Here is a 25,249-nt window from a genome sequence, read left to right as displayed (position 1 = left end):
GCACGGTCGCTCTTACCAAAATATTGGCAGTGGGCACGCACGCTAAATCTGCGAGAGACTTAGAAATCATGCTTCGCTTGCTCGATCACTCGAATTTTGCTACCTTAGGGCCGTTATCAATATGTATGTATGCTTCTTGTGTTAGGGTACGGATGATTAAGCACTTTAACCATAAACAGCTTCAGGTCGAACGATCAAATCGCCACTAGGACGGCGATCTACTATGTAAGCAGAGAGGCGATCGCTATTCACATCTAAATGCCGAGCAACGCGTTCCTTTACTGTTACATCATTCATACCTGTTGTAATTCCCAATTGTGTTTCTACAACATCAACAGAACGTCCTTCAAATCGAATATGAACCATCACAATCACCTCTTTTTTTAATTACGAATTACGAATTACGAATTACGAATTATTAATGGATCTGATCGGAATTGAACCGATACCCTCCCTGTGAGAGTTGCACTCACACCTCGTGCAAGTTGAAAAAGCTGTGGTGACACACGCAGGAATCGCACCTGCAACTTATCGTTTTAGAGACGATTGCTCTACTATTGAGCTAGTATGTAAGCTTTTTCTGTCAGGGCACAAGTGAGATCCGGGATCTCTACCATTAGAGCTACAGACCCAAGTTTGAATGGTTGCGATGCTCTGATTGAGGCGATCGCAACTTTAATCAAAGTCAAGACAAGTGGAGCCGTCGGGAATTGAACCCGACTCCTGCAACCGTCCGTTTGTTGGTTTCGGAGCAGTCGAACGCCAATCGCGGCCCCAAAAAGTGATATCTATGCAGTTGTCAAGGTTCTGGGAGGTTTTGCCTCTTGGGGAGGCTTTTGTGTTGATACTACATTTATATTACATATAATACATAGTGTCAAGGGGATACTACAAATTTTTTCGGGAAGTGAGAGGGCAATTGTTAGTTAGTGCTTGTATTGCCCTCTATGTCTCAGGTTTAGCGGTTATGCCAATGAGGAGATGTGTAATTGGCTCTCGTTCCATAGCTTGTAGACAAAAAACTCTGCGCGAGCGCTCATCATAGTAAGAAATATCCCTTCATGAGCTTCAGCACTGTCAGCAATCCAGCTACCCCACAAGCTGACTTCTACAAACTCGTCATCTACTGTCATTACAGAAACCTTTGAATTGGATTCCTGCCACAGTGCTGCTTCTAGATGCGCCAGTTCGGGGATGTCCGCAGGCAGCAAGAAGGAAGCACGACCGGGTTCGACATGGAGGGTTTGCCCCAGACGCATTGCTAAAATGACTCGCTGAGCAATTAGCATCTCCAACGAAGTCATCACCCGCTCCATGTACAGTCCAACCTCGGTATAGTTTAGTTTCAACATCTGCTTCTCTCCAATCGTGTTGTTGGCGTTAGTGCTGAGTGAAGATACTCACTCGAAACTCAGCACTCATTACTCACTGTCCTGCTGTTTCCAAAACTGTTCTGCAAAGGCAACAGCAGGGTGAATCGGAGCCTTGGGCTTGCTTTTGAGCGTCATACCGATTTCGTGTAACAAGCGATCGCTTTTGGTTGAATTACACTTCTCGCAAGCTGTCACCACATTGTCCCAAGTGTGAGTTCCACCTTTAGAACGGGGAATGACGTGATCGATCGTCAGGCGCTTGGTGTTGCCACAGTACTGACAGGTGTGGTTATCGCGGCGAAATATTTCTTTGCTTCTCACCGCTGGAACTTTCCAATGCCGCTCAGGATTGCCGTTGGTCAAACGAATGTGTTCGGGAATCTCTAGTACGACATTGGGAGAGCGCACTTTCCATAGTTTCGTACTGCCAAACTCCAGTGATTCGGCCTGACCCGTGACCAGTAGCACGATCGCCCGTTTCAGGTTGATCCTTGCTAGGGGAAGATAGTTCTTGGAGAAGACAACTACTTGGTTTTGCAGTATGTGTAGTTGCTGACTTTGTTGTTGCGCTGGCATAAAATCCACTCCTCAAAAAATAATCCCCGCCTCTGATAGCCAGGAGCGGGGGTTTGGGGATACTACTGTTTGCCCTATATTGGTGTCAGGTTCGCCCTGCACCTCCCGCTCTTATCGATCGATCTGGATTGAGCCATCCAGCAATAGCTGTAAACTTGCTTTCACTGGCTGATTTAACGCCGACAAAACGATACGCACCCTCAAACGCAAACAGCACAGATTCTCTGCCCAAACTCGGATGAAGTTGGCATGGCATTGTGCTGCGTAAGGTCGAGGAGAGAAGGCGTATCATGGAAATTTTGTAGTACTTATATTACAATATTTATATACTACATTTGTAGCATTAAATTGTCCACCTTTTTATTTAATTCAGGTAGACCAGATATGGATACACGTAAACAAAGTTCCATTACGGAAATGCAGGTAACGAGTATCCGACTGGAAGCAGAGTTAAAAGAACGATTGCGTGAGATTGCAAAAGAGCAAGGGTATCAAGCACTAATACGAAACCTGCTCTGGCAATACGTTGAGCAACAAAATGCCCTCTCTCGTAAAGAATCATCCTCTCACACTCCGCTACTTTCTCTGTCGGATATTCGAGCTACTTTTGCAGCGATCGCTCAACAAGAAGAACAATGTGCCATAACAGGTCAATGTATTCGACCGCGACAGACCATGTGGTTGGGATTGACTAACGATGGCAACCTGGTTCCACTTGCCGCATTACCTACTTGATTCTAATTTGGAAGGGATGGCATTCTTCCCTTTCAAATTACTGCTAACGCTTTAGCTGCCCGTAATTTAGCAGGAATGATACAACTAGCAGATATTCTGTGAAAGCGATCGCTGATAGTGATATAAATGCACTACTAAAAGAGAACTGGGCTAAATCTATCGCACTTGCTTGGTGTTCAATTCAAAGCCAGCTTCTAAACTTGTTAGAAGATTTGGAATAGCTGCGTTTGAGTTTATATCTGCAACTAAACTAAGGAGAGAATTATGTTGAAATTGTTCAATAAGAAATTTCTAACATTAGCAGTTTTGATGGCAAGTTCAGTTACTGGATATATAAGTTGCGACCTACCAGCATTAGCAGAATCAGAAGCTTGTGAATACTGGGAAGTAACAGCTACATCTATCAATGTTCGAGATAACAATAGTACTCGTGCTAAAATTATTGCCACCTTACCTAAAGGAGCAGTGATTCAACTTCATGGTTGGTCACAGGATGGAAAGTGGGCTGATATTTCTACACAACAATATCAAGGTTGGGTATTCGCGGATTACCTAAAATGCTATGGCAAGTAACAATGAGCGCGTCATTAAGTGGCTAAAGCCTGCAATCAGATACCGATAGAGGAACGACAAGTTTTGCATGTAGCTTAGTTGCAGTCAACAGTTTGAGCGGATCAAAGTACACTCCTTAACCTTGAAGCATCGCTTTTTGCTACGTCGTATCTTCCCTAACACACCACCAGGTTGCCACCAAGGAGAAGGAATAACGATAGCGTTATGAGTGTTAGGAAGCTTGACGAGTGTATTTGAAATACTAGACATAAAATTTTTAGAGAATGTTGTTATCAAAGCGAACAAGTCATAGGAATTTCGCGGGTAGCAATACCCGCGAAAGTATTGATTGGGAGCGTATCCGAGTAAATATTAAAAGAATATAAAGAATAATCAAAGTTTAGCTGTTCTTTATGTTTGTTTTAATTTTCTACATCTTTGTTTACATAAAATTCAGCTTTTATGAGTCTGATGCTTCACGCGTCCGACATGGGTATGCGAAGCATCCGGATCGTAGTATCTTTAGTTTGAGAAGATGGGAGTACACTCATCTACTCTGAACCATCTCTTCTTACCACGGGGCATCTTTACTAACACACGACCAGGTTGCCACCAGGGAGAAGGAATAACGATACCGTTACGACCATTGGGGAGCTTGACGAGTGTACCTGGAATAATAGACATAAAACTTTTCTGAGAATTATTGTGATTAAAGCGAACAAGTCATAGGAATTTCGCGGGTATTGCTACCCGCGAAAGTATTAACCAGGAACGTATTTAAAGAATTATTAACAAAATCTGAAGAATAATCTAAGTTTAGCTGTTCTTTATATTTCCTTTTAATCTTTTACATATTTCTTTACTCAATGAGGTTGCATTGCAATGTCTCTATCTGGTTTAAGAATACTCAGATCTGTTTCGTAAATAAAATCTTAAGGATACCCAATTCATTGCTGGGCATGACTTTCAAAGAATAAACGCTTGATTTGCCCAAATTCCTGAAACCCTTACGAGACAAAGACTTTACTCTAGTTTACAAATTAGCTCTTACTACTTACTGTGATACTTAACTCAAAAACAGTTTTCAGACCGATCGCTTGGGTAAGCTGACAGTTACCTTTGTTCCTATATCTGCTTGACTTTCTAAAGTAATCTCGCCACTGTGTAACTCGACACAAGCTTTCACAATTGCTAATCCCAAACCGAGTCCGGGAATAATGCCGACATTACTCCCACGACTGAACGATTGAAATAAGCATTCTCGATCCTCAACGGGTATCCCGATTCCCTCATCTTTGACATCAAAGATGATGTGCGAATCGTTCCCCATCAAGTGAACTTCGATGTGCCCACCATCTGGAGAATATTTAATTGCGTTCGATAGTAAGTTGATCGTAATTTGTCGCAAAAGTTTGCGATCGCCCCAGAACCCCTTGGTGTTTCCGGTAATCTTGAATGTCAATTCATGGTCATCGCTGATGAATTGACGCTGTTCTTCAATAATGTCAGAGAAAAATCGCAGCAACTCGAACGGCACAGATCTAAATTCTGCTTTGCCGAATTCCAGTGTCTCAATTACCAGTAGGTCGTCTACCATTTGAGCCATTTGTCTTGCTTTGTCCTCAATAATCTGCAAGAACCGTTGTTGTCTAGCTTGACTCAACTTGTCGCTGTGTTGCTTCAGTGTTGATGCCGCCCCTAAAATAGCCGTCAGAGGAGTTCGATATTCGTGAGAAATCGTTGCTATTAACTGAGATTTGAGGACATTGAGTTGCTTTTCTTTTTCCAAAGCTACAAGAGCTTGGGTAACCTGGAGGTCTTGGTGGATGGCGATCGCTGTTGTCGTCAACTGCTGCCGTTCCTGCGTCTTAGCGAACCGATTTTGCTCTTGTGACTGCTGGATGACATTGCGGACGGTCAGTTGCAATACATCTGGTTGTAGATGTTGCTTAACTAAATAATCCAGCGCACCCCGTTTGATTGCTTGTACGGCAACGCGTTCATCACCTTGTCCGGTTAACATAATCACAGGGAGCGGCAGTTTCAATTGCTGCTGTTTAAGTTCATCCAAAAACTCCAGCCCGCTCATATCAGGCAAGCAAAAATCTAGCAAAATCGCGTCGCAACGCTTTTTCTGGCAGAGCGCTAGTCCAACCTCAGCAGAGGCGGCTTCCAAAATCTGGTAGGACTGGTGAGGATCGCTTAAAAGATATTCACGATAAACTTCTCGATCCTCTGCACAATCATCTGCAATCAGTAGTGTCCAGATATCTGACATGAAAAAAGGGAGGATATTTTTACATTAAAAAAGCTAAAAATTTCAGAGTTATTAAGAAACTTTCACCGACATAGTAAATCTAGCAAGCTCACTTGAGAAATGACCTGATGTTAGTCATCCAGGTTGTACTTTTGATATTTATGATACCGAATTCTTTAACTAAAAGACGTGAAATTTACTGTTTATTGGGATTTCAGGTTTTGTATCTCTACTGGGGAAATGGGTGTAAGGGTGTAAGGGAAAGACATTTTCGTCTTTTGTTTGTGTGATGAAATCAAATGGGGGTTTGACTAAACAAGTTAATTTTTCATTCCTCAATTCCCACTTTATGCTTTTTTAAATGGGGTGAAATGTTAGCTGCTAGCCAATAGTCTACAAATGCCTGAACCGTCTTTTCTAATTCACTAGAGTCTATGGGCTTGATCATATAGCCATTTGCCCCTTTCCGATAACAGAATTCAATATCTCTAGGATTTTTGGAAGTCGTAAAAACCACAATCGGGATTTCTTTAAGATTCTGGTCTTGCTTGAGTTGCTCTAGCACATCGCGACCATCAGTGCCAGGTAAGTTGAGGTCGAGCAGAATTACCGAGGGGCGAGGTGTATCAAATTGCCTGTCAGAGTCCCCTTCTTGATAAAGAAAATCTAAAACCTTATCGCCGTTTGTAAAGCGATAGATGGGATTCTGAACCTGCATTTGCTGCATCAGCAGTTGCAGTATCTCAAAGTCTTCATCACTATCCTCAGCAATTAACAGAGGTTCGTAAGATTTTGTTGCCATTTGCGTTATTAAAAACTGGTTATTATTGAAATTAATATTACGATATATTGCAATAAATTACAAAATGTTAAGAATAGTAAGTATGGGACTAAAGGCAGTTAAACCCTCTTCCATCATTTTTCTGCTTTTTACCCAATCCCTTTTACATTGGATTACGCGATCGCCTGCATCAGAGTAAAGTAAAACGTCGAGCCAGCACCGAGGGTAGACTCTACCCAAATTCGTCCGCCGTGACGCTCGATAATCTTCTTGGCAATTGTTAGTCCTACTCCTGTGCCGCCACCATACAGGTTTTGCTCGTGTAATCGTTTAAACAAACGGAAGATGATTTGTTGATGTCGTTCTCGAATGCCAATACCGTTATCCCTTACGTAGAAGGTAATTGGAGATTGGGAATCGGGGAAGAATCTAGCCTGATTCCCTTGTTTATCCAGATAGCCAATTTCAATCCACGGTTCTGCTTTGTCGTTATACTTCAAGGCATTGCTGAGCAAGTTTGTGAACACCTCTGATATGAGTATGGGGTCACAGCTAACTGTAGGCAACGGACGCGGAATGTAAATTTTAGGTTGCTCGTCCTGATGGCTGACGAGCAAATCTTCAAGCATCTGATTCACTAATAGGTTAATGTCTGTAGACACAAGATGCAGTTCTGCCTGTCCTAGGCGCGAAAACTTGAGCAGGGCATCAATGAGCGATTCCATGCGATGAGTCAGACGAACTAAGGTTTGCAGGCGAGCTTTGCCGATGTCATCTAGCAACTCTTTATAGCCTTTCAACAACAAGTTCGAGTAATTATGAATGCCTCGCAAGGGTTCCTTGAGGTCGTGAGAAGCGGCATAAGCAAAGAAATCAAGCTCTTGGTTGCTGCGCTCTAACTCTTGCTTGATGCAGACTAACTCATCTGCATTACTTAATTCTGAGGCGATGAATTGCCCCAACAACTCGCAAGCTTCCCGGACTTGAGAAGAAATGAATTTCGGTGTTTGATGATGGCAGGTAATTAATCCCCAAAGTTTCTGTTTGTGAACCAATGAGATGACCAAAATGGCTGCTACGCCCATGTTTTGATGGTAGGTAACACAGCTAGGGTTAACGCTCCTCAGTGCTACCAAGCTGAGATCGAGTGGTTGTTGTGTTACTGGGTTAAAAGCCGGAACTAACTCAACTGATGAGGCTGTCAAATCCGGAACAAATTGCAGCAATCCGCGTTTGTATAACTCCCTGACTGGTTTGGGAATATTTGTGGCAGGATAGTGCAATCCTAGGTAGGGTGACAAGTCATCCTGCTTGGCTTCTGCGATCGCCACACCTGTTCCCTGCGGGTCAAACTGATAAACTATAACTCGATCGAAGTCGGTGAGTTGACGAATATTTTGTACTGCTAACTCAAGAAATTCACGACTGTTGGATAGTTGTTTGAGTTTAGCGATCGCCCGTTTTACCCACGCATGGATATTAAAGAAATTCTCCTGTGTCAGAGCGATCGTTGGTTCTAACTCTAAAATAATACCTTCTTCAGTCGAGTGAACTGTGCCATTAAAGGAGCGATCGCCTGCTGAAGTGCAAATTGTCAGTTTTAGGGAAGTTACGCTGTCACCTTCCTGCAAATCTTGCTGAATAGCTTCAACCAGCTGGGTATTGAGGAGCGTATGCAGAGATTGACCTAACAACGTTTGAGGTTCTTTGCCTAGGTAATCTGAAGTATTGGCACTTACTTGCAAAACTCTTAATTCTGGGTGCGAGAGCAGTAGAAGAATGCCATGCGGCTGAATTGAACCAGAAAAGTAAATGGGTTCTTGAGTGTAACTCATCCAATCTCAGTTTGTTTAGTGGTGGTTTCAGACCCACTCATGACTTAACTGCTCTTAGCACTATCGTGAAAATGGTGTAGAGAGACATTCATGGGTAGCCAAGACTTCCTGATTAGCTACTTACAGCAGTATCACAGTTTCTCTACACAAATTTCGAGAATTTAGGAGTATTAAGTAAATCTAAATAAAATATTAAACTTTTTTCTAAAAAGCACAAATAAAATAGTACTATCAATAGAATCTAAAGAAAACATTAAATTTATCTGAAGAAGGGGTGGGCAATGGTTACTGACTCTTCGTTGCTACGGTTGACCTGGACTATCGTTGAAGAAACCCCAAATTTTGAGTTGCTTTCTCTTACAGATACAGGGTTAATTAAAGTACTCTTGCAACAAATCGCCAGCAAGATTCTCCTCAGCGGAGAGGATGTTTATGCCTTATATGGCTATATTGGCTCTAAAACGACTCTAATCCGCGATCTTGCTGAATCCCGTCTGACTTTTTAAAGCAACCTCCACAGCAATACTTGAAAGTGCCGAGTAATGAATGATAAGTAATCAAAATTAACCCCAATAATCAAACTGCCTCAGTTCAGCTAGTGTAACTAAGACAGTTTGAGTGCTATAGCAACTTTCTCTAAGATATACCAGATGTTTACTAGTCCAGACCGCTCTGATAAAGGGTTTAGCCTTACCTTCGTAGTAACCAAGTGGAGGAAGCGACAAAAACTCCACGCCATTGCTGGTAATATTTTTACTGTTCGTGTATATGACGGTCGCTCTCCTTCAATACACGACAATGGGCCACAGCGGCACAACGCCCATCCAGTAACGTTTGTTATGCAATAATAGTAGCAATTTGGTTAATTTGAATTACTCCTTCTATGGTTAGAACCGTAGTTATACTAAGGAAATAAGCTTTCACACTTTAGTTCTCTGAAACATTCGGCGCTGACGCTTATTCTCATCTTGGGGTCTTCGCAAAGGTACTATCTCAGCTTCACTACTTTCGCGGGCTACCCGAATCAGCAAGCCAGTAGCTACCAAGCTGGCAATCATGGAATTACCACCATAACTAAACATGGGTAAGGGTAAGCCTGTAGTTGGTAGGGAACCTGTAGCAACACCAATATGCAACAATGATTGTCCTACCATCAAAATTGTCACACCGATCGCTATCAGTCGATTTATGGGATTTTTAGCTTTCAGTGCCACGATTAACCCTAGGGTAGCGAATAAAGCTAAGAGTACCAACAACACCATACTGCCAACAAAACCAAACTCTTCGGCAAACACTGCAAAAATAAAATCGGTGTCTTGAATTGGTAAATAAAACAGTTTTTGTTGAGAAAGCCCAAATCCAGCCCCCCAAGTTTTACCAGAACCTACCGCTAGCAAACTTTGTACCAATTGGTAGCCATCTCCCGTAGCGTCTGCCCAAGGATTCAAGAATGACATCACCCGCTTGCGCTGATACTCTTTGATGCTGATACTGAGTAACGCTAGTAGTACTCCACCGACTGCTGTTCCTCCCAAGTACTTGTAAGGTAAACCAGCGGCTAGGGCAATTAGCCAAATGGTCATGCCGCACAGTGCTGTTGTACTCAAGTTAGGTTGGGCGAGAATTCCGATCAGTACCAAACAGAAAATACCCAGCCAAGTGAAGCGGACTCGCCAAGTCAGCCGTTCCCACTGTCCAAATAGTCGGGCACTTTGCAACACCAAAAAAGGTTTAATCAATTCGGAAGGTTGAATGGGGATAGGGCCGATAGCTATCCAGCGTGCCGCGTCAAAAGCCTTTTTACCCAATCCTGGTATCAGGGTGACGAAAATTAACGCTAAAAACAGTGCTAAAAACCAATGGGATATTCCCAAAATTTTTCGCAAGGGGAGATTAACTATGATGTTGAATCCGATTAAGGAAACTAAGACCCAAATGATTTGGCGCTTAAAGTAGTACAGTCCATCACCTTGACGCACATCAGCCACAACATAGGATGCTGAAAACAGCACGATCAACCCGACGAACAGCCAAATCAATGTTAACCAGCGCAGCAACCGCGCTTCTAATGCCCAGCTAGAAACAGAATCATCAAAAATTGGAATCAGGCGGCGTAGATTCACGATTCAGTACAGGTAATGAAGTTAGGAGTGGGGAGTTAGAAATAAAACTCATAAATGATAGCTTATAACTTATAACTGATATCTGTACTTAGTCTGGCGATCGCTGCTGTTAATTGTTAAATTGTTTAACTCAAACTACGAAAGTGACTTACGCTTAACCACTGGCAAGAGTATAAACCCCCCAGCTAAAATTGCAGTAATCCTCTTATAACCTCATTTTTAATGACTGGCGTTTTGAGTCAGGATTCGCTAAACTCACTAGATTAAATTTGCAAATTAAGGCTATCCTTTAGCAACCGCCAGCAGGTTAGGGTATGGATGTGGGAAATAAAATAAAACTTATAGATAGGCTGCGACTCGGTTTCGCGGTGTCCGTAGCAAAAACTGTTACTTTTATAGTGCGATCGCTGCGTCTAGGTGCTGCTAGTGTATTACCAGGCTTAATTGCCCGTCGCATCGAACCTCGACTCTTACAATTATTGAGTCAGCAAGTGAAAAACGGGGTAATTTTAATTGCTGGTACTAATGGCAAAACCACTACCTCGCTGCTTTTAAAAACGATACTAGAACGCAAAGGCTACCGCATAGCGCATAATTCTACAGGTGCAAATCTGGAAAATGGCTTAATGACAGCTTTATTAGAAAGCACCAATTTGGTGGGAACACTGGATGTTGATTACGCCATTTTGGAAGTCGATGAGAATATTGTACCGAAGGTATTGGCACCACTCCAGCCGCGAATCATCCTCTGTTTAAATTTATTCCGCGACCAACTCGATAGGTACGGGGAAGTAGACACAATTAGTAAGCGGTGGACAAAAGTAATCTCTACCCTCCCATCTGAAACAGTGGTAATTCCTAATGCTGACGACCCGACTTTATCTTATCTCGGTCAGCAGTTACCCCAACGGGTGTTATTCTTTGGCTTGAATGAACCAGAACAATATCTAGAAGCGATTCCTCACGCCGTCGATTCGATCTATTGTCCTAGATGCGGACATTCTTTAGATTACAAAGGTGTTTACCTATCTCATTTAGGAGATTTCACTTGTCCTAGCTGCGGCTTTAGTAAAAGTCAACCGACATTAGAAAGTAGTGAATGGCAACAAATTCTCGTTGGTTTGTACAATAAATATAATACTTTAGCTGCCGTCACCGCTGCTCAAGATTTAGGAATTGATGAAGCAATAATTAGAGATACTATTAATAATTTCCAAGCTGCTTTTGGTCGTGCAGAAGATTTGGTAATTGGCGGTAAACGAGTGCGGATTCTATTATCAAAAAATCCTGTGGGGACTAATGAAACAATTAGGGTAGTGAATCAAAGTACTGACACAACAACCTTGATGGTGTTGAACGATCGCACACCCGATGGCACGGATGTATCCTGGATTTGGGATGTCGATACCGAGAAATTAGTCGAACGGGGAGGAACTTTAGTAGTCAGCGGCGATCGCGTTTATGATATGGCACTGCGTCTGCGCTATAGTGAAAAGTCCACCCAAAGCAACTTAAATTTAATAGTTGAAGAAGATTTGCGACAAGCGATCGCTACTGCATTAGAACATACACCAGAACATGAAACCTTGCACATTCTACCTACCTATTCAGCCATGCTAGAAGTGCGAGAAGTTCTAACTGGTCGTAAAATTCTCTAAATCTGGGTATTGGTGACTGGGGATAAAAGGAAAAAATCTCTTTTACTTTTTCCCTTTAACCTTTTTACTTCTCTATTCCCCAATTTAATTGCGAATTACGAATTATGCAAGAATTAACAATCGGTTGGTTGTATCCGACGCTGATGAGTACATACGGCGATCGCGGTAATGTAATTACTATAGAACGTCGCACTCAGTGGCGAGGATACAGTGTCAAAGTATTACCCCTAGATCAAAACGCCACAGCAGCAGATATTAAATCTGTAGATTTGATTGTTGGTGGTGGCGCACAAGACCGCCAGCAAGAAATTGTCATGCGCGATTTGCAGGGTGCGAAAGCGGATGCTATGCGTGAGAAAATCGAAAATGGTACACCAGGAGTTTTTACTTGTGGTTCACCCCAACTATTGGGACACTATTATGAACCAGGATTGGGACAGCGTATTGAAGGTTTAGGAATACTCGATTTAGTCTCTATACATCCTGGGGAAAATACCAAGCGCTGTATTGGAAACTTGGTAATTGAAGTGACAGCCTCTCGCTTGGCGCGGGATTTAGAAGAAATGACTGGGGGCAAACCCTATTTAGTTGGCTTTGAAAATCACGGCGGACGTACCAAACTGTTAAAAGTGGAAGCTTTGGGGCGAGTCGTTTACGGCTTGGGCAATAATGGCGAAGATGGGACAGAAGGAGCATTTTATCAGAATGCCATAGCAACTTATTCCCACGGCCCTTTATTACCTAAAAATCCCTTTGTCGCAGATTGGTTAATTCAAACAGCATTACGGTTGAAATATCAGCAGGCGATCGCACTACAACCGTTGGATGATACTCTGGCAATGCAAGCAAGAGAAGCTATGTTTAAGCGCTTGAAAGTTAGTTTACCAACTCCAGCCTAGGAGTTAGTTGTCAATTATTATTCTTTTTATCCCCGTGTCCCCCTCGTTTCCCTCATCTCCGTCATTCCCCATCTCCGCGTCTTTGCGTCCCTCCATCCCTCATCCCCATAAATTTATTAAGCGGTGTTACGTGAATAGACAGGTTAGCCAAAAAGTTCTACAATCTGAACTTAATGTGGTAAAATTACCTATTGTGCAATCAACATAAACATAGTAAAGATTTTCTGGTGATTCCGCGTGCTAGTGGAAGCGGCCTATTAATATAGGAAAGTCTTTAGTAAAGGGCAGCAAATAACATGGATGTAAAGCTAATTTTAGTTGGGTTAACAGTTATATTCACTGTTTCGTGCCTATTTTTTGGGACGAAAAATGGATTTTATGATTCACAGAACTATCACGGCAATGGCTCTGCACATTGAAACAAGTCTTTTGCGCGGCTTCCTCTGCTCAGAACTTCGGAATGGCACAAAGAAAAGAGGCAAGTTCCTATATCCCTTAGCTTGAGGGCTTTTCGTTACGCAATTTTACCGAATCGGTGCGGGTTCAGTAAAGGTGTCCTCCCCAATCAAAAATCTGCATTCTCAGGGTGTAGAGGCGCACTACGAAACTTAGCCTTAGGTCACAAAAGCAAAATCCACGTAATTGTTGGCTTTTGGGATATGTCAATGTCGATGAGGTTGGAGGGGAGGAGAGCATGAGGGATAATCTGTCGTCATCCTCTCGTATTGATGCTGGGGAAGCCTCTAGCGAATTAGAATGTTTACCCTATAGTGTTCAGCATAACGATGAAGGCGTGTGTTTGTTGGTGCGGATGGGGCCAAACCGCATTTTATTAGACTGTGGTTTGGGAGATAGTTCATTATTGCTAAACACGCTGGCTAAATCGGCAAGCCGAGGTAATTCACCCTTACCAGCAGATTTTGTTTTAATCAGTCACGCCCACCCAGATCATGCGAGAGGTTTGCTATCACTACATGAAGCTTTTCCTCTTTTACCTATTTATGCTAGTGAGGTAACTAGTAAGTTACTACCGTTGAATTGGCTAGGCCAAGATACTAAAGAAATTCCGCAATTTTGTCATGCCTTGCCGCTGCGATCGCCTGTTGAGCTGCAAGAGGGTTTAGTCGTAGAGTTATTTCCCGCAGGACACTTACCAGGAGCAGTAGCGATTTTACTTACGTATACTACCGAGCAGCGCTCTTACAAGCTACTGTATACAGGAGACTTTTTCTTGTCGAACTCGCGGCTGGTAGAAGGTCTACGCTTAGAAGAATTGCGGGGACTGAATTTAAACGTGCTGATTATCGAAGGCACTTATGGCACATCTCGCCATCCCCACCGCCGTAACCAAGAAAATCAACTAGCCGAGCGTATTAATCGAGCGATCGCGGACAATTGTTCTGTACTACTCCCCACACCCGCTTTAGGTCTGGGACAAGAACTACTGATGCTTTTACGCAGTCATCACCATTTCACTGGTAGGGATTTAGATATTTGGGTTGATGGTGCAGTTGCCACTGGCTGCGATGCTTACTTGGAATTACTACCCCACCTACCTCCATCAGTACAGAACTTCGCCCGCCATCAACCCTTATTTTGGGATGAACGAGTGCGTCCGCGAGTACGTCGTTTGCAGCCAGAACATCGCGCTACCGTCGGCAATTCTCCTTGTATTGTTCTCACCGACTCAACATCAGATTTGGCAAAATACTGCCAACCCAACACAGGTCCTTGGCTAATTCTTCTACCAGAAAAAATTGATATAAAAGTTAACAAAAAATATTTCACACCCACAACTATCGAAAGCTATCTTCTCGCTCAACATAGTGATGGGCCTGGTACTACCCAGTTAATTCATAATTTGCGACCCCAGCACGTCGTTTTTGTTCACGGTTCCCCCACTTATTTAGCAGACCTAACTAGCTTAGAAGAGTTACAAAACCGCTACCACGTCCATTCTCCATCTGCTGGCATCTTAGTAGAATTGCCCATTGGCGATACATTTTTGCAACCAGCAGCACCAGAGACGAATTACGAAGGCGAATTAACAGAGCTGGGAACGGTAATCACAATTACCCTCCCCGATGCGATTACTGCTGATAACCGCTGGCGGCAATTTGCCGATACAGGCTTAATAGAAGCCCGTTGGCAGGGTGAAGAACTAGTATTGCGGGGGTTGTCTCAACGAGAACTGCTTAATCAAAGCAGCGATCGCTATACCTTATCTGATATAGACTGCTGCGGTAACTGCCGACACCAAAGGGGGCAAAGATGTTGGAATCCCGCTTCACCGTTGTATAACTTCAAAGTGACTCTTGAGGGTTACTGTCCTGCTTTTGAACGCTTATTAAATAATGAGTCCTGAGTAAAAATGTATTACTCAGGACTAAACATTTAATTATTCAGGATTTGAGTCTGGATAATGGTTGCGGATGCGCTCAGCTTCCGGACAATCTTCAGTCAGGAGAGGTTCTACATTGCCGCGTGGCACTGAGGCTAATTTTTGGGTTACAGCGCCGATGCTTTCGAGGCGAACCATCTCCTCCCAAGAACAAATTTCGTCTTCCTCTTCTGTTTCATAGCGTAGAGTCACTAAATCTCCCTCTATATCGAGGATGCGGGCGCGTTCTATCCAGCGTTGCTGGTCCCGCAAGAATACACATACCTCCCGCCCATCGCAACACAGTTGATAAATCTTGCGGTGTAGCATGTACTGCTTCTGCCTTTTTAAACAACGTAGTTAAACCTGTCGAAATCTGGGTTTTACCCCATAAGATAACACCTTTTAAGATGTCTGTTTCCTGGTTCAGAATTAGTGCGTCTATTGACCTCACCCAAAGACCTGCTTATAATTGTAAGTTCTAGGAAAATTTTGGTCATAAACCAGTAGTTACTGCACCAGTTGAACTCTATCTCTTTCAGGGTGATTCAGCAAATATCTACCTCATAGAAGTCACACAATTCGGGAGTTCTTCTAACAGGTTAATAGGTGCTGGTGAGTCTTTCCTACCATTATGTAATAAAAAATACTCCAAAACAAGAGGTGATTGCGGTTGTGTAAATTGCCTACTTGTAATCATTGGCATTACTGGGAAGTCTGGGGACTCGGCTTTACTTTTACCTCGTATGTACTTGATCTTAACTCATTCTCTTGCCGAGCTTCATGGTTTTCAACAACAACACCACAAGAGTTTTGATTTGAGGTTTTTTGCTTGATGTTAGGCGATCGCCTGCGCTCAATAGAGTTGAGGAGAATGAGGGAGATGGAAGAGATGAGGGGGACAAGGCGAAGAATAACAACTTCTACCTTCTGGAGACAGTGCGGTGAAGCACTTGCTGTCTTCTCCCAAAGGGGAGACGCTGGCGCGAAGGCGGTTTCCGTCGATAGCAAAGTGCTGTTAGCGCAGCGAAGCGCGAGTCCTCTCCCAAGGGGAGAAGCTAAGAGCGACCGAGCATCACCCGTAAGGGTCTTGGGGTCTCCCCAAGTGGAGCAACTGTCGTCCTTCTGCCTTCTACCTTCTGTTTCCTGTCTTGTGACTCCTGAATTCTGAATACTACTGTATTTCTTCAAGTTGTCTAATGCAGCCACAAAACCACGTATCGCAGCATTATTTAGAAGATTTGTACTGTGCAAGAAATTCTATTGGTAATTGTGAGGATGCTTCTCGTTTAATTTGACCTGCACTAACTGCATCATAAAGAGCGGCAAGTTCTGTCAAATCCTCTAACTGATAGCACTTAGTAGCTAGCACTTGATAGAGTAGACCCTCAGATTCAACACTAAGATACCCAGTTTGGAAAGCAGATTCAACGAGTGAGCGAATCATGTTGATTAGGGTGTAGAGAGGAATTTGTTACCTCCAGTGTGGAACATTTTTGTTCTCTACTGGTTGATATAAAACAGTAATGGTTAGTGATTATAGTTACATGTTTCTGTGATCTTTATCACAGTAATAGAAGATTATATGAATTCTTCAAAAAATTATATATTTATATACTTAAAGATAAAATATACAACCTTTTATATCTAAAGATAGCAATGCAAGACTGCTCTGAGTTAGACCCAAAGCAGCCTCGATTTATTAATTAGAGGGGCGAAACTCAGCTTTAATCTTCTCGGCAAGGTAGGTAACTTCACGGCGAATTTTATTGGAGTCAACCGTAAGCATCTCACGTTTGTGCATAAGAATTTGCCCATTCACAATAACGGTATCAACATCTTGGGCATCCGCTGCGTAAACGAGATGCGAGATGACATTATAAAGTGGATTCAGGTGCGGTTCTTGGAGTTGGACTTGAATTAAGTCTGCTTGGAGTCCCACCTTAATTGCACCAATTTTATCTGCTAAGCCAAGCGCTTCTGCACCGCCAAGTGTTGCCATACGCAAAACTGTCTTGGCAGGTACAGCAGTGGGGTCGAGTGTAGTTCCTTTATGGATGAGAGCTGTGAGGCGGATTGCCTCCCACATATCTAGATCGTTGTTTGATGCGGCTCCATCTGTACCCAAACCAACCTTAACTCCTGCTTTCAGCATCGCCGGAATTGGTGCAAAGCCAGAAGCCAGCTTCAAATTCGAGTCAGGATTGTGGATGACACCAACACCGCGTTTCGCCATCAGGGCAATTTCGCTTTCGTTGGGCCATACAACGTGGGCGGCAAATACCCGTGGATCTAGAAAGCCGAGATTTTCTAGGTGTTGTACTGGGGTGGCGTTATAGCGCTGCTGAACATCTTGCACTTCAGTTTGTGTCTCCGCTAAGTGAATTGTTAGGGGGACATCGTAATGACGTGCAGCCCGAATCGCTTGTGTTAGATGCTCTGGCGAGACAGTGTAAGGAGCATGTGGAGCAATGGCTGGAACGATCCGTTCATTCTTGCCCTTCCAACGTTTCAGGAAATTCACAGACGCGGCAAACGCATCATCCCACCCTTGGAAACCAGGGCTAGGGAAATCTATTGACGAGGGTGCAATAATGGCGCGCAAGCCACATTCATCAACCACTTCGGCGGCAACATCTGGCTCGAAATACATATCAACAAATGTTGTTGTTCCACCGCGTATCATCTCCCAACAGGCAAGCTGTTCGCCAATACGGACGAAATTTTCATCAACAAACTTCCCTTCCGCCGGAAATATATAATTCTGAAGCCAATCTTGCAATGCTAAGTCGTCTGCAAGACCGCGAAACATTACCATTGCCGAGTGAGAATGTCCGTTGATAAGACCCGGCATCAACACCATACCCTCGCCTGGCAGCGTTCTATCAGCTCTGTAAGCTGCTACGATCTTATCTCTCGTATCTACAGCAACAATTTTGCCGTTTTTGATGGCGATCGCACCATTTTCGATGACAGGTTGGGCATTGTTCATAGTCACGACGAAATCACCGCCCACAATTAGTTCTACTCTCTGCTTTCCTTGAGTGCCTAATTGATAATTGCTCTGAGCGATGACTACTTGACCGAAACAGACAAAAAGGGTTGTACAGATGAAAAAAATTAATAGCTTATAGTATTTCAGAAGCTGGCGTTTCACAGTATTATCCTTGTTTTTTTGTGGCTTTATTTTTGTCAAATTAAGCTTTGGCTTTTTGAGCAGCTTGGTTACGCTTCATTAGCCAGCCAATGCCGCCAGCAATAACTGTGCCACCCATTGTTAATGGTTCAGGGACTGGGGTCGTACCCGTAACATTAATCGCGCTGTTGTTGCTATCTATGGTTCCCTCAGTAGGATTTCTCAGGCTAAGATTTAAACCAATAGTTCCGAACAGATAATAATCTGTAGTTTGGTTGTTATCTTGACCGACATCAAAGAACCCAAATAAAGATTTCGTTGCTGGATTGTAATTAAAGTCTAAAAAATCATAAAAAATACTCTCGGTACTAATCGGAACGAAAGTATTTAACAATTTTTTACTTGGGTCAAAAAAAGAAACTGTGAGCGACTGAAGTTTTGATATATCAATGGTTGAGTAACCTTGAGTTTCATCATAGGTGAACGAGCCTTTAGCTGAATACCCAGCGTTGCCAGTCCAATCAAAGTTGAGTGTAACAGCTTGGGCTGGAGAAGCCTCCAGTACATATAAGCTAATCGCCACAGTAGTAGCGATACCCAGCTTTTGATTTAATCTCATCAGAAAATTTTCTACAATTTAAATAGGGTAATTGCAGTGTTAACAGATGTGTTAACGCTTCACAGATTACCACCAATGTTTTTGTGTAGTTAAAGGAAAATTATTATGTACTAATTCTTTACCGTTATACAAAATACGTAACTATATAATTAATTTACTCTTAACCAAAAATGTTTAATTTAATATACATAAAATCAAATTAAAAACTGACGAAAATCTTCATCATTGTGGCTTAATTGCACCCAGTCTAAATTTAAAGACTTAAATTTTTGCACCAAGCGATCGCAAGCAGGGCGTTCGGTTGCATAATGTCCAGCATCAATTAAGATCAAACCGCGATCGCGGCTTTCTTGGAATTGATGAAACTTACAATCAGAAGTCAGATAAGCTTGGGCATCAGTTTTTACTACTGCTGAGATAAAACTAGCCCCCGAACCACCCAAAACAGCAACTCGTGAAATCGTCTGGTGTAAATCAGCAGTTGGTGAAAAAATCAGATTAGGGGGAGCAAGTCGAGTTTGAATAGTGGCAAGTAATTCTTGTAATTTCAGAGATGGCTTGAGTACCCCCACACGTCCGTATCCCAATCCTGAGTGAGTGGGTACTATGGGAGTGACTTCCTGGAGTTCTAAAATCTGAGCTAAAACGTCAGCCGTGCCATCCTGTACTTGGTCAAAATTTGTGTGGGCGGTATAAATACCAATATTGTGGGTAAAAGCTAACCGTGCCATTTCGGCGATCGCCTCACCACTACGTAGCGACTTGGGAGGGCTAAAAATCAAAGGATGGTGAGCAAAAATTAAGTTAGCCTTGAAAGCGATCGCTTCTTCCATTACCGCCAAAGTTGGTGTCAAACACGTTAACACCCGTGCCTTTTCTTGTAATACTCCCGGCTCAATCTGCCAGCCACAATTATCCCAGCTTTCACACCAAGCAGGATTTGCCCATTCTTCAAACCAAGTTATTAAATCAGCAATTTTCATCTTATGAAATTCAAACTCGCCACTATATTGATTCTGAATTCTTATTTAATTTCTACTCTGTGGCTGAATATTCAATTGTAATGCTAACTGCTGGCGTATGTCCTGATAGGGTTTGTTCCAGACAGGTTGAGCATTCCAGTTCCATGCCGCCACGGGGATAAGTTCTTCCCCAGCAAGACAACTTAGCAAACGGCGTTCATCTTCTGGTTCGCGGGAGAAAGTAAAAGGATTACGAAAACCTGTATCGCATAGTTTATAAGTTATATTCTGACCGTGGCTGATACGTTGTAAAATGTCCTTACCTTTAATTAATAAATAATCTAAAAAAACTAAGCTGAAAGGATCTAAATGGGCGCGAGTCTCTGGTTGTTTTTGTACCCATCTCGCCCACTCAAACCCATAGATAAAATCGTGGACATAGCGAAAACGGATTTCTGTTTTAATTCCGAATAACTCGGTTAGAGACACCATTTTATTACCAAAGGATTGTAAAAAATCAATAGCGCGATCGCCTGCAACTAACGCCTGCCTTAGCATACTACTTACTATAAAATCAAAATCCCAGAAAATATTTTGCGGAAAGTTTTGCAACTGAGAATGGAGAATTTGTTCTAAGGTATCCCGCAAGGACGAAATCAATCGCAAGTCTGTGGTTGTTTCCACAATTAAATTGCCCAGTTCTGCAAAGCTGGTAGTAAAAGTTTTTTGAGGATTGAGTGATAACACATTAACAGACTGCTGGGCAATAATTTCATCAAGAAATTGGAAAGAATGAGATGGTGTGAGGTTATGCTTCATAGGAATTTCAATAGCATACACTGATTACAAAGACATTAGAGACTTAATTTAGATATATTGTTTCATCTTCATATAAATATTCTGGAAATACTCCAAAATATTCATTTTTTTTACTAGCTGAGTTTACTGCACATAAAAATTTAATGCCTTCTGATTCTAACTTGTCTTTTTGATTGGGAATATATGTTATAAGATTACCTTTAGAATCTAATATTCTATGAATTGGATAATTAATAAGAGAAGTTTTTTTAATGTAGATAGGAATAACTCGCATGTAGCTATTGTCTACTCCTATAGCTTGAATGATTTGTTTGTATGTTACTACTTTTCCACTAGGAACTTTTTTTATAAAACTTAAAAAACGTTCGTATACATTTTCCGATAATGCTGGAAATCTGTTAGGCTCTATTTGACAATTGCTACCAACTTGTATTGCCCCTGATTTAATAACTACACCTAAAATTCCTCTTCTACCTTGAATAACTTTCAAAGATTTTACTAAGTGAGCTATTCGCTTACACGGTTCGCAGTGAAAAGTTAGACGAATGGCAGCACCGCTATCAAAATTTATCAAAGCTCCAGGTACAAAATTTTTTGATTCTATACCTGTAATCACAACATTTTCTCGTAACTCTCCTGGTTGAATTGCGAGTTCTACAATATCTTCATGTCTGACTACTAGCACTTGTCTGGGACTGATAGGGTTAGCATTAATATCTCCTTTGATGCCATGAACTAATTTTAAGTTTAATGTTTGAACTTCCCTCATTGGAGAACTATGTTTTTGTTTTGTAAAAAGATGTAGTATAGAACCATACGTACTAAACATAATTATTTTTAAGTTCACCCCCAAAATAATAAATCCTAAACTGTTTTTATACTAAAACTTTTCCAGAGCGATCGCAGGCATAAAAATGTTTAGATTCTTAAAATTTAATCGTTATTTCAACTAGCAAGGAGTAACTTTTAATTGGCTTTACAGAAATTAGGAAAATTCAGATGTCGCATAAAAAATTTATATATTCGTGGCAAAAATGGTTACTTTCCATTATGGTAGGTATTGCTGTTAAAGCAGTAGTTACAATTTGTTTAACGGTAGTTATGTTAGGTATCTTGGTAAGCAATGCTCCTATAAGTAATGCTCAAGCTGTTTTGGCAACTTATGTTACAGCTAATACCCAACAAGGAACAGTAGCATCTGCTACTGTGTATCGTAGTCCTGAGTGTAACTGTTGTGGTAAGTGGATTGACCACTTAAAAACACAGGGTTTTGAAATTGAAGACTTTCTTACATCTGATATCGAGGCAGTCAAACAAAAGTACAAGGTGCCAGATAACTTGACATCTTGCCATACAGCAATTGTTAATGGATATGTTGTAGAAGGACACGTACCAGCAGAAGACATTAAACGTCTGCTTCAAGAAAAGCCAAAGATTGCCGGCTTATCTGTTCCCCACATGCCTGTAGGAACTCCTGGAATGGAAATCGGGAATCAAAAAGACCCCTATACTGTTTTTTCTTTTGATAACAAAAGCAAAGTTGAAGTATTTAACAAGTATCCGTCTTCTCAATCTAAACTATCAACAACTGGTATGGGTTAGTAAACTTAATTACCCAGAAATGTGAACGACTAACTCTCTTGCATGACTGCGCTGACGGTGTTCCCAAACATAAATTCCCTGCCAAGTTCCTAATACTAGATAACCGCGATTAATAGGAATATGTTCCGAAGTGTGGGTGAGGGCTGTGCGGATATGTGCAGGCATATCATCCGGCCCTTCAGCATCATGGATGTATTTACCAGATTCTGGTACAAGTTTTGCCATAAAGTTAGCTAGATCCACAAGTACATCAGGGTCTGCATTTTCTTGAATTACTAAACTAGCTGAAGTGTGACGCAAAAATAACGTACAAAGGCCAGTTTCCACACCCGATTCTGCAACTATGGCTTCAACTTTTGCAGTGATGTTGTGAAAAGATTTGCCAGTGGTAGAAATTCTGAGTAACTTTTGGTAGTGAGTCATCTGGAATACTGAGATTTATCTAGATAAAAGCTAATTAGCAGTTCAATTTTATCTATTTTTGAATAACTTCATTTAGCCTGGAAATAGTCGATAATAGCATGAGCGATCGCTTCATTACCGTCCTTAGCAATTGGTTGGGATTGTATTGGTTGTTGGGGTAGTTGATGAAGAAAATCCCAACTTCCTTGAAAAAACTCCGTTGGTGTGAGGATTTGATGCGAATTATAATTCACAATACCTTCTAAGAGAAAAGCTGCTTCGGCAAAGTCATCGCGTGGAATCGTGACAATAGGTACTCCTAAGCGTGTGGCTTCTGCAAAAGTGCCGTAACCGGGTTTAGAAATCACACGCCCGCAGACAGACATAAAATCTACAGGGCGGTATTTGGGATCGTTAATTTTTATCAAATTAGGTAAATCGGGGACAGATTTATCAAAGGTAATAAACTGCCAATCTGGAAAATGTCGCAGATTGTCGTAGGGAATTTGCTGTAAACCCAAACCACCAAAAGTCAGCAAAATGGTTTTTTCTATTGGTGCAGTTATACCCCAAATCGAGCGTAAATCATCAACAGAATAACGAGGAGAACCACCTGTTAAGCCGACATCTGTGATATTATTAAAAGCTTGCATTGATTCATGGAAGGGAAGACGAAATAAGCGATCGCACTTAGAGTAACAATCGCTAATCCAATCAGCGATCGCAATAAATTCACCTCCCCAATCTCGGTAAATAAAGTCCCAGCCGAAATTACTCATCATCCAGCAAGGGATATTTACCGCTTTGGCAAACAAAGGAGTAAGAAAAGGAATATCTGCCAAGATGAGATTGACACGATTTTGCCGGATAAAATTGACTTCCGAGGCAATTAGAGAATTCTGACGTTTCTGAATATTCAGTAACTTCTCCAAAGTCGCTGCTTTATCCATTTTCAAACTATCTGCCTGCACTACCCCCAAATCAAATGCACGAGGACGATGGATAAAATCGCTTTCTATGTAGCACTCTAGTAGCCACCGTGGGGCAGTCGTCACCATAATTAACAATATTTCTGGACACAACTTTTGAATTGTCGCCGCTACTGATGCCGTGCGAGTAGCATGGCCAAAGCCGTGGTTAGTTATAGCTACGTATAAAATCGGGCGTTCCATTTAAAGTTATTACTGGAGTTGCTTGAATTTATTATTTGCTGATAGTAACAACTCTTGAGCTTTTAAATAAACAGTTGTACCTTTCTCTACCTTTTCTAGTTGGTTGATTACGCTATGTAATTGACCGATTACACGATTGCGATTCAAATTTTGAGAGTCAGTGGGAATTGAAGCCACTAAGCTTTCTATTTCTCGTTGTGCAGTTGCTAAAGCCCTTACAGAATATGCCTCAGCTTGTCGTCTTACTTTGACCTGACCCAAATTAGTCTCATAAATTGCTAATAACTTTTGTGCCTGGGCATAACCTACCACATCTTCCGCAGAAATCTGTTTTAACCGATTAATGGCTTCTGACCATAAATTTTCTATCTGTTCCCATTCAGCGACTGTGTGCGGTGGATTTTGTCCAGCTTTAGCAGCTTGCCAAGAAAATTGCTTCGCTGCGGTAATTAAAGCGCTGACGCGTTCGTTTCCAGCTGCTAATCCCACAACTTCCTTAAAATCACGCTTGTAGGCATCTAGTTGATTTTGAGCTGTTTTTCCGGCTAGGGTTTGGCCGGGAATCTCTTCTAACTTATCCAATGCTGAACGCCAAGCTGCGATCGCAGACTTTTTATCAGTTACTGTTGTAGCTTGTTGATACTGCTGTTTTGCATTCAATAATGCTTGGCTATTATCAGTGAGTAAGGTTTGAGCATTTTTTTCCTGAAAAACCTTGGCTTCTAGTTGTCCTACTTGACGACGCGCTGCATTTAGACCGTAAACGCTGAACCGCCAGTCGTACCACCAATATTTATATTCCGGCCAATCGTTAACCAATCCAATTGGCAATTTATCCAGATGGGTTTTTGTCTGTTGCAGTTGCTGTTCGCCCAACGCTAAATCTGCTGCACTGGTAGGTTTTTCAATCAAGTATTCAGCTTGCTCAATTGATGCTAAGGCCTGCCGATAGTGTTGTTCCATGCTCATATAGCTAGGTAGCAACAAAAAAGGCGCATTTTGCACCACAGGACGGCGAATCATTGGGTAAGGCAGATTCGCCAGCCAAACCACACTTGCAGGAATGCCAATAAGTATTGCTATCCATATCAGCTTACTGCCCATACCTCCCTTGACTTTGCTATGTCTGTTTTGATGGGATGTATTGCTAACCTGCATTGATACTATTTCTTGTTCTAATTCAGTTAGAGTTTTTGGTTTTGGTGGTTTGATTACAGATGGATTGATCCCAGAGACATTTTGAGAGTTATTGCCTAAAAGCTTTTTAGTAAATTTGTGTAAAAATGCCATATATACATTCCGTGTTTGGCTTAGTATTCCCGAACTAAGCTGGAAACAAAAATAATATATGGCTTTTTAAAAAAGCTA

Annotated in this window: 28 protein-coding genes; 8 read left to right on the top strand and 20 right to left on the bottom strand. The window is 42.0% G+C overall.

Going from position 1 to position 25,249, the window contains the following annotated elements; all coding sequences use genetic code 11:
• Positions 1–165: 165 nt before the first annotated feature.
• The 4 genes from RMY31_RS10125 to RMY31_RS10110 form a co-directional block, all read right to left on the bottom strand.
• The gene (locus RMY31_RS10125; protein ID WP_322658802.1) at positions 166–366 is read right to left on the bottom strand and encodes a hypothetical protein; all 201 of its coding nucleotides are present in this window, start codon (positions 364–366) and stop codon (positions 166–168) included.
• Positions 367–965: 599 nt separating this feature from the next.
• Positions 966–1,352: an alr0857 family protein gene (locus tag RMY31_RS10120; protein WP_322658801.1), complete on the bottom strand. Its 387-nt coding sequence runs from the start codon at positions 1,350–1,352 to the stop codon at positions 966–968.
• Positions 1,353–1,421: 69 nt separating this feature from the next.
• Positions 1,422–1,949 (bottom strand): HNH endonuclease, encoded by a 528-nt coding sequence (locus tag RMY31_RS10115; RefSeq protein WP_322658800.1) that lies wholly within the window; start codon positions 1,947–1,949, stop codon positions 1,422–1,424.
• Between the two features lie 85 nt (positions 1,950–2,034).
• A complete protein-coding gene (locus tag RMY31_RS10110; protein ID WP_409877821.1) occupies positions 2,035–2,241 on the bottom strand; it encodes a hypothetical protein in 207 nt (68 codons plus the stop codon).
• 92 nt (positions 2,242–2,333) lie between these two features.
• Between RMY31_RS10110 and RMY31_RS10105 the strand changes: the two genes are divergently transcribed.
• Complete coding sequence (locus tag RMY31_RS10105; RefSeq protein ID WP_322658798.1) at positions 2,334–2,684, top strand: hypothetical protein; 351 nt, start codon at positions 2,334–2,336, stop codon at positions 2,682–2,684.
• Positions 2,685–2,948: 264 nt separating this feature from the next.
• Entirely contained in the window at positions 2,949–3,257 is a 309-nt protein-coding gene (locus tag RMY31_RS10100) for an SH3 domain-containing protein (protein WP_409877820.1), read from the top strand.
• A gap of 501 nt (positions 3,258–3,758) precedes the next feature.
• Here RMY31_RS10100 and RMY31_RS10095 read toward each other — a convergent pair.
• The 4 genes from RMY31_RS10095 to RMY31_RS10080 form a co-directional block, all read right to left on the bottom strand.
• Positions 3,759–3,920: a hypothetical protein gene (locus RMY31_RS10095; protein ID WP_322658796.1), complete on the bottom strand. Its 162-nt coding sequence runs from the start codon at positions 3,918–3,920 to the stop codon at positions 3,759–3,761.
• A 400-nt stretch (positions 3,921–4,320) separates the two neighbouring features.
• Positions 4,321–5,514: an ATP-binding protein gene (locus RMY31_RS10090; protein WP_322658795.1), complete on the bottom strand. Its 1,194-nt coding sequence runs from the start codon at positions 5,512–5,514 to the stop codon at positions 4,321–4,323.
• 307 nt (positions 5,515–5,821) lie between these two features.
• Complete coding sequence (locus RMY31_RS10085) at positions 5,822–6,295, bottom strand: response regulator (RefSeq protein WP_322658794.1); 474 nt, start codon at positions 6,293–6,295, stop codon at positions 5,822–5,824.
• A gap of 152 nt (positions 6,296–6,447) precedes the next feature.
• Positions 6,448–8,109, bottom strand: coding sequence for an ATP-binding protein (locus RMY31_RS10080; protein WP_322658793.1), 1,662 nt, complete (start codon positions 8,107–8,109; stop codon positions 6,448–6,450).
• Positions 8,110–8,390: 281 nt separating this feature from the next.
• On the opposite strand from RMY31_RS10080, the gene RMY31_RS10075 reads away from it, so the two are divergent.
• Positions 8,391–8,615: a hypothetical protein gene (locus tag RMY31_RS10075; protein WP_322658792.1), complete on the top strand. Its 225-nt coding sequence runs from the start codon at positions 8,391–8,393 to the stop codon at positions 8,613–8,615.
• Positions 8,616–8,759: 144 nt separating this feature from the next.
• Complete coding sequence (locus RMY31_RS10070; protein WP_322658791.1) at positions 8,760–8,957, top strand: hypothetical protein; 198 nt, start codon at positions 8,760–8,762, stop codon at positions 8,955–8,957.
• Between the two features lie 72 nt (positions 8,958–9,029).
• Here RMY31_RS10070 and RMY31_RS10065 read toward each other — a convergent pair whose 3' ends face one another.
• Positions 9,030–10,232 (bottom strand): FtsW/RodA/SpoVE family cell cycle protein, encoded by a 1,203-nt coding sequence (locus tag RMY31_RS10065; RefSeq protein ID WP_322658790.1) that lies wholly within the window; start codon positions 10,230–10,232, stop codon positions 9,030–9,032.
• Between the two features lie 314 nt (positions 10,233–10,546).
• Here RMY31_RS10065 and RMY31_RS10060 point away from each other — a divergent pair, with 314 nt between their 5' ends.
• From RMY31_RS10060 to RMY31_RS10050, 3 genes are all read left to right on the top strand, one after another.
• Positions 10,547–11,890: a Mur ligase family protein gene (locus tag RMY31_RS10060; protein ID WP_322658789.1), complete on the top strand. Its 1,344-nt coding sequence runs from the start codon at positions 10,547–10,549 to the stop codon at positions 11,888–11,890.
• A gap of 104 nt (positions 11,891–11,994) precedes the next feature.
• Positions 11,995–12,789, top strand: coding sequence for a type 1 glutamine amidotransferase (locus RMY31_RS10055; protein ID WP_322658788.1), 795 nt, complete (start codon positions 11,995–11,997; stop codon positions 12,787–12,789).
• A gap of 694 nt (positions 12,790–13,483) precedes the next feature.
• Entirely contained in the window at positions 13,484–15,154 is a 1,671-nt protein-coding gene (locus RMY31_RS10050) for an MBL fold metallo-hydrolase (protein ID WP_322658787.1), read from the top strand.
• A gap of 33 nt (positions 15,155–15,187) precedes the next feature.
• On the opposite strand, the gene RMY31_RS10045 is transcribed toward RMY31_RS10050, so the two are convergent.
• The 8 genes from RMY31_RS10045 to RMY31_RS10010 form a co-directional block, all read right to left on the bottom strand.
• The gene (locus RMY31_RS10045) at positions 15,188–15,499 is read right to left on the bottom strand and encodes a DUF6679 family protein (protein ID WP_214433176.1); all 312 of its coding nucleotides are present in this window, start codon (positions 15,497–15,499) and stop codon (positions 15,188–15,190) included.
• 375 nt (positions 15,500–15,874) lie between these two features.
• Positions 15,875–16,378, bottom strand: coding sequence for a hypothetical protein (locus RMY31_RS10040; RefSeq protein ID WP_322658786.1), 504 nt, complete (start codon positions 16,376–16,378; stop codon positions 15,875–15,877).
• Between the two features lie 19 nt (positions 16,379–16,397).
• The gene (locus RMY31_RS10035) at positions 16,398–16,616 is read right to left on the bottom strand and encodes a hypothetical protein (protein WP_322658785.1); all 219 of its coding nucleotides are present in this window, start codon (positions 16,614–16,616) and stop codon (positions 16,398–16,400) included.
• Between the two features lie 255 nt (positions 16,617–16,871).
• The gene (locus tag RMY31_RS10030) at positions 16,872–18,326 is read right to left on the bottom strand and encodes an amidohydrolase (protein ID WP_322658784.1); all 1,455 of its coding nucleotides are present in this window, start codon (positions 18,324–18,326) and stop codon (positions 16,872–16,874) included.
• 40 nt (positions 18,327–18,366) lie between these two features.
• Positions 18,367–18,924, bottom strand: a complete 558-nt coding sequence (locus RMY31_RS10025) for a PEP-CTERM sorting domain-containing protein (protein WP_322658783.1) — start codon at positions 18,922–18,924, stop codon at positions 18,367–18,369.
• Between the two features lie 194 nt (positions 18,925–19,118).
• Positions 19,119–19,907, bottom strand: a complete 789-nt coding sequence (locus RMY31_RS10020; protein WP_322658782.1) for a Nif3-like dinuclear metal center hexameric protein — start codon at positions 19,905–19,907, stop codon at positions 19,119–19,121.
• Positions 19,908–19,952: 45 nt separating this feature from the next.
• A complete protein-coding gene (locus RMY31_RS10015; protein ID WP_322658781.1) occupies positions 19,953–20,705 on the bottom strand; it encodes a hypothetical protein in 753 nt (250 codons plus the stop codon).
• Between the two features lie 43 nt (positions 20,706–20,748).
• Positions 20,749–21,474: an MGMT family protein gene (locus tag RMY31_RS10010; protein ID WP_409877819.1), complete on the bottom strand. Its 726-nt coding sequence runs from the start codon at positions 21,472–21,474 to the stop codon at positions 20,749–20,751.
• 230 nt (positions 21,475–21,704) lie between these two features.
• On the opposite strand from RMY31_RS10010, the gene RMY31_RS10005 reads away from it, so the two are divergent.
• The gene (locus tag RMY31_RS10005; protein ID WP_322658779.1) at positions 21,705–22,307 is read left to right on the top strand and encodes a DUF411 domain-containing protein; all 603 of its coding nucleotides are present in this window, start codon (positions 21,705–21,707) and stop codon (positions 22,305–22,307) included.
• 9 nt (positions 22,308–22,316) lie between these two features.
• Here the strand turns inward: RMY31_RS10005 and RMY31_RS10000 are convergent, their stop codons facing one another.
• The 3 genes from RMY31_RS10000 to RMY31_RS09990 form a co-directional block, all read right to left on the bottom strand.
• The gene (locus RMY31_RS10000) at positions 22,317–22,730 is read right to left on the bottom strand and encodes a secondary thiamine-phosphate synthase enzyme YjbQ (RefSeq protein ID WP_322658778.1); all 414 of its coding nucleotides are present in this window, start codon (positions 22,728–22,730) and stop codon (positions 22,317–22,319) included.
• A 68-nt stretch (positions 22,731–22,798) separates the two neighbouring features.
• Positions 22,799–23,881 (bottom strand): glycosyl transferase, encoded by a 1,083-nt coding sequence (locus RMY31_RS09995; RefSeq protein WP_322658777.1) that lies wholly within the window; start codon positions 23,879–23,881, stop codon positions 22,799–22,801.
• A gap of 9 nt (positions 23,882–23,890) precedes the next feature.
• Complete coding sequence (locus RMY31_RS09990; RefSeq protein ID WP_322658776.1) at positions 23,891–25,171, bottom strand: hypothetical protein; 1,281 nt, start codon at positions 25,169–25,171, stop codon at positions 23,891–23,893.
• Positions 25,172–25,249: the final 78 nt, after the last annotated feature.

The organism is Dendronalium sp. ChiSLP03b (genome assembly GCF_034531165.2).
Classification (GTDB): domain Bacteria; phylum Cyanobacteriota; class Cyanobacteriia; order Cyanobacteriales; family Nostocaceae; genus Dendronalium; species Dendronalium minutum.
This window is presented reverse-complemented; position numbering and strand designations above follow the sequence as displayed.

What these genes read in the sequence shown, in the direction of transcription:
- RMY31_RS10125 (WP_322658802.1), bottom strand. Translation starts at nt 366, where the DNA reads ATGGTTCATATTCGATTTGAAGGACGTTCTGTTGATGTTGTAGAAACA.
- RMY31_RS10120 (WP_322658801.1), bottom strand. Translation starts at nt 1,352, where the DNA reads ATGTTGAAACTAAACTATACCGAGGTTGGACTGTACATGGAGCGGGTG.
- RMY31_RS10115 (WP_322658800.1), bottom strand. Translation starts at nt 1,949, where the DNA reads ATGCCAGCGCAACAACAAAGTCAGCAACTACACATACTGCAAAACCAA.
- RMY31_RS10110 (WP_409877821.1), bottom strand. Translation starts at nt 2,241, where the DNA reads ATGATACGCCTTCTCTCCTCGACCTTACGCAGCACAATGCCATGCCAA.
- RMY31_RS10105 (WP_322658798.1), top strand. Translation starts at nt 2,334, where the DNA reads ATGGATACACGTAAACAAAGTTCCATTACGGAAATGCAGGTAACGAGT.
- RMY31_RS10100 (WP_409877820.1), top strand. Translation starts at nt 2,949, where the DNA reads ATGTTGAAATTGTTCAATAAGAAATTTCTAACATTAGCAGTTTTGATG.
- RMY31_RS10095 (WP_322658796.1), bottom strand. Translation starts at nt 3,920, where the DNA reads ATGTCTATTATTCCAGGTACACTCGTCAAGCTCCCCAATGGTCGTAAC.
- RMY31_RS10090 (WP_322658795.1), bottom strand. Translation starts at nt 5,514, where the DNA reads ATGTCAGATATCTGGACACTACTGATTGCAGATGATTGTGCAGAGGAT.
- RMY31_RS10085 (WP_322658794.1), bottom strand. Translation starts at nt 6,295, where the DNA reads ATGGCAACAAAATCTTACGAACCTCTGTTAATTGCTGAGGATAGTGAT.
- RMY31_RS10080 (WP_322658793.1), bottom strand. Translation starts at nt 8,109, where the DNA reads ATGAGTTACACTCAAGAACCCATTTACTTTTCTGGTTCAATTCAGCCG.
- RMY31_RS10075 (WP_322658792.1), top strand. Translation starts at nt 8,391, where the DNA reads ATGGTTACTGACTCTTCGTTGCTACGGTTGACCTGGACTATCGTTGAA.
- RMY31_RS10070 (WP_322658791.1), top strand. Translation starts at nt 8,760, where the DNA reads ATGTTTACTAGTCCAGACCGCTCTGATAAAGGGTTTAGCCTTACCTTC.
- RMY31_RS10060 (WP_322658789.1), top strand. Translation starts at nt 10,547, where the DNA reads ATGGATGTGGGAAATAAAATAAAACTTATAGATAGGCTGCGACTCGGT.
- RMY31_RS10055 (WP_322658788.1), top strand. Translation starts at nt 11,995, where the DNA reads ATGCAAGAATTAACAATCGGTTGGTTGTATCCGACGCTGATGAGTACA.
- RMY31_RS10050 (WP_322658787.1), top strand. Translation starts at nt 13,484, where the DNA reads ATGAGGGATAATCTGTCGTCATCCTCTCGTATTGATGCTGGGGAAGCC.
- RMY31_RS10045 (WP_214433176.1), bottom strand. Translation starts at nt 15,499, where the DNA reads ATGCTACACCGCAAGATTTATCAACTGTGTTGCGATGGGCGGGAGGTA.
- RMY31_RS10035 (WP_322658785.1), bottom strand. Translation starts at nt 16,616, where the DNA reads ATGATTCGCTCACTCGTTGAATCTGCTTTCCAAACTGGGTATCTTAGT.
- RMY31_RS10025 (WP_322658783.1), bottom strand. Translation starts at nt 18,924, where the DNA reads ATGAGATTAAATCAAAAGCTGGGTATCGCTACTACTGTGGCGATTAGC.
- RMY31_RS10020 (WP_322658782.1), bottom strand. Translation starts at nt 19,907, where the DNA reads ATGAAAATTGCTGATTTAATAACTTGGTTTGAAGAATGGGCAAATCCT.
- RMY31_RS10015 (WP_322658781.1), bottom strand. Translation starts at nt 20,705, where the DNA reads ATGAAGCATAACCTCACACCATCTCATTCTTTCCAATTTCTTGATGAA.
- RMY31_RS10010 (WP_409877819.1), bottom strand. Translation starts at nt 21,474, where the DNA reads ATGAGGGAAGTTCAAACATTAAACTTAAAATTAGTTCATGGCATCAAA.
- RMY31_RS10005 (WP_322658779.1), top strand. Translation starts at nt 21,705, where the DNA reads ATGTCGCATAAAAAATTTATATATTCGTGGCAAAAATGGTTACTTTCC.
- RMY31_RS10000 (WP_322658778.1), bottom strand. Translation starts at nt 22,730, where the DNA reads ATGACTCACTACCAAAAGTTACTCAGAATTTCTACCACTGGCAAATCT.
- RMY31_RS09995 (WP_322658777.1), bottom strand. Translation starts at nt 23,881, where the DNA reads ATGGAACGCCCGATTTTATACGTAGCTATAACTAACCACGGCTTTGGC.
- RMY31_RS09990 (WP_322658776.1), bottom strand. Translation starts at nt 25,171, where the DNA reads ATGGCATTTTTACACAAATTTACTAAAAAGCTTTTAGGCAATAACTCT.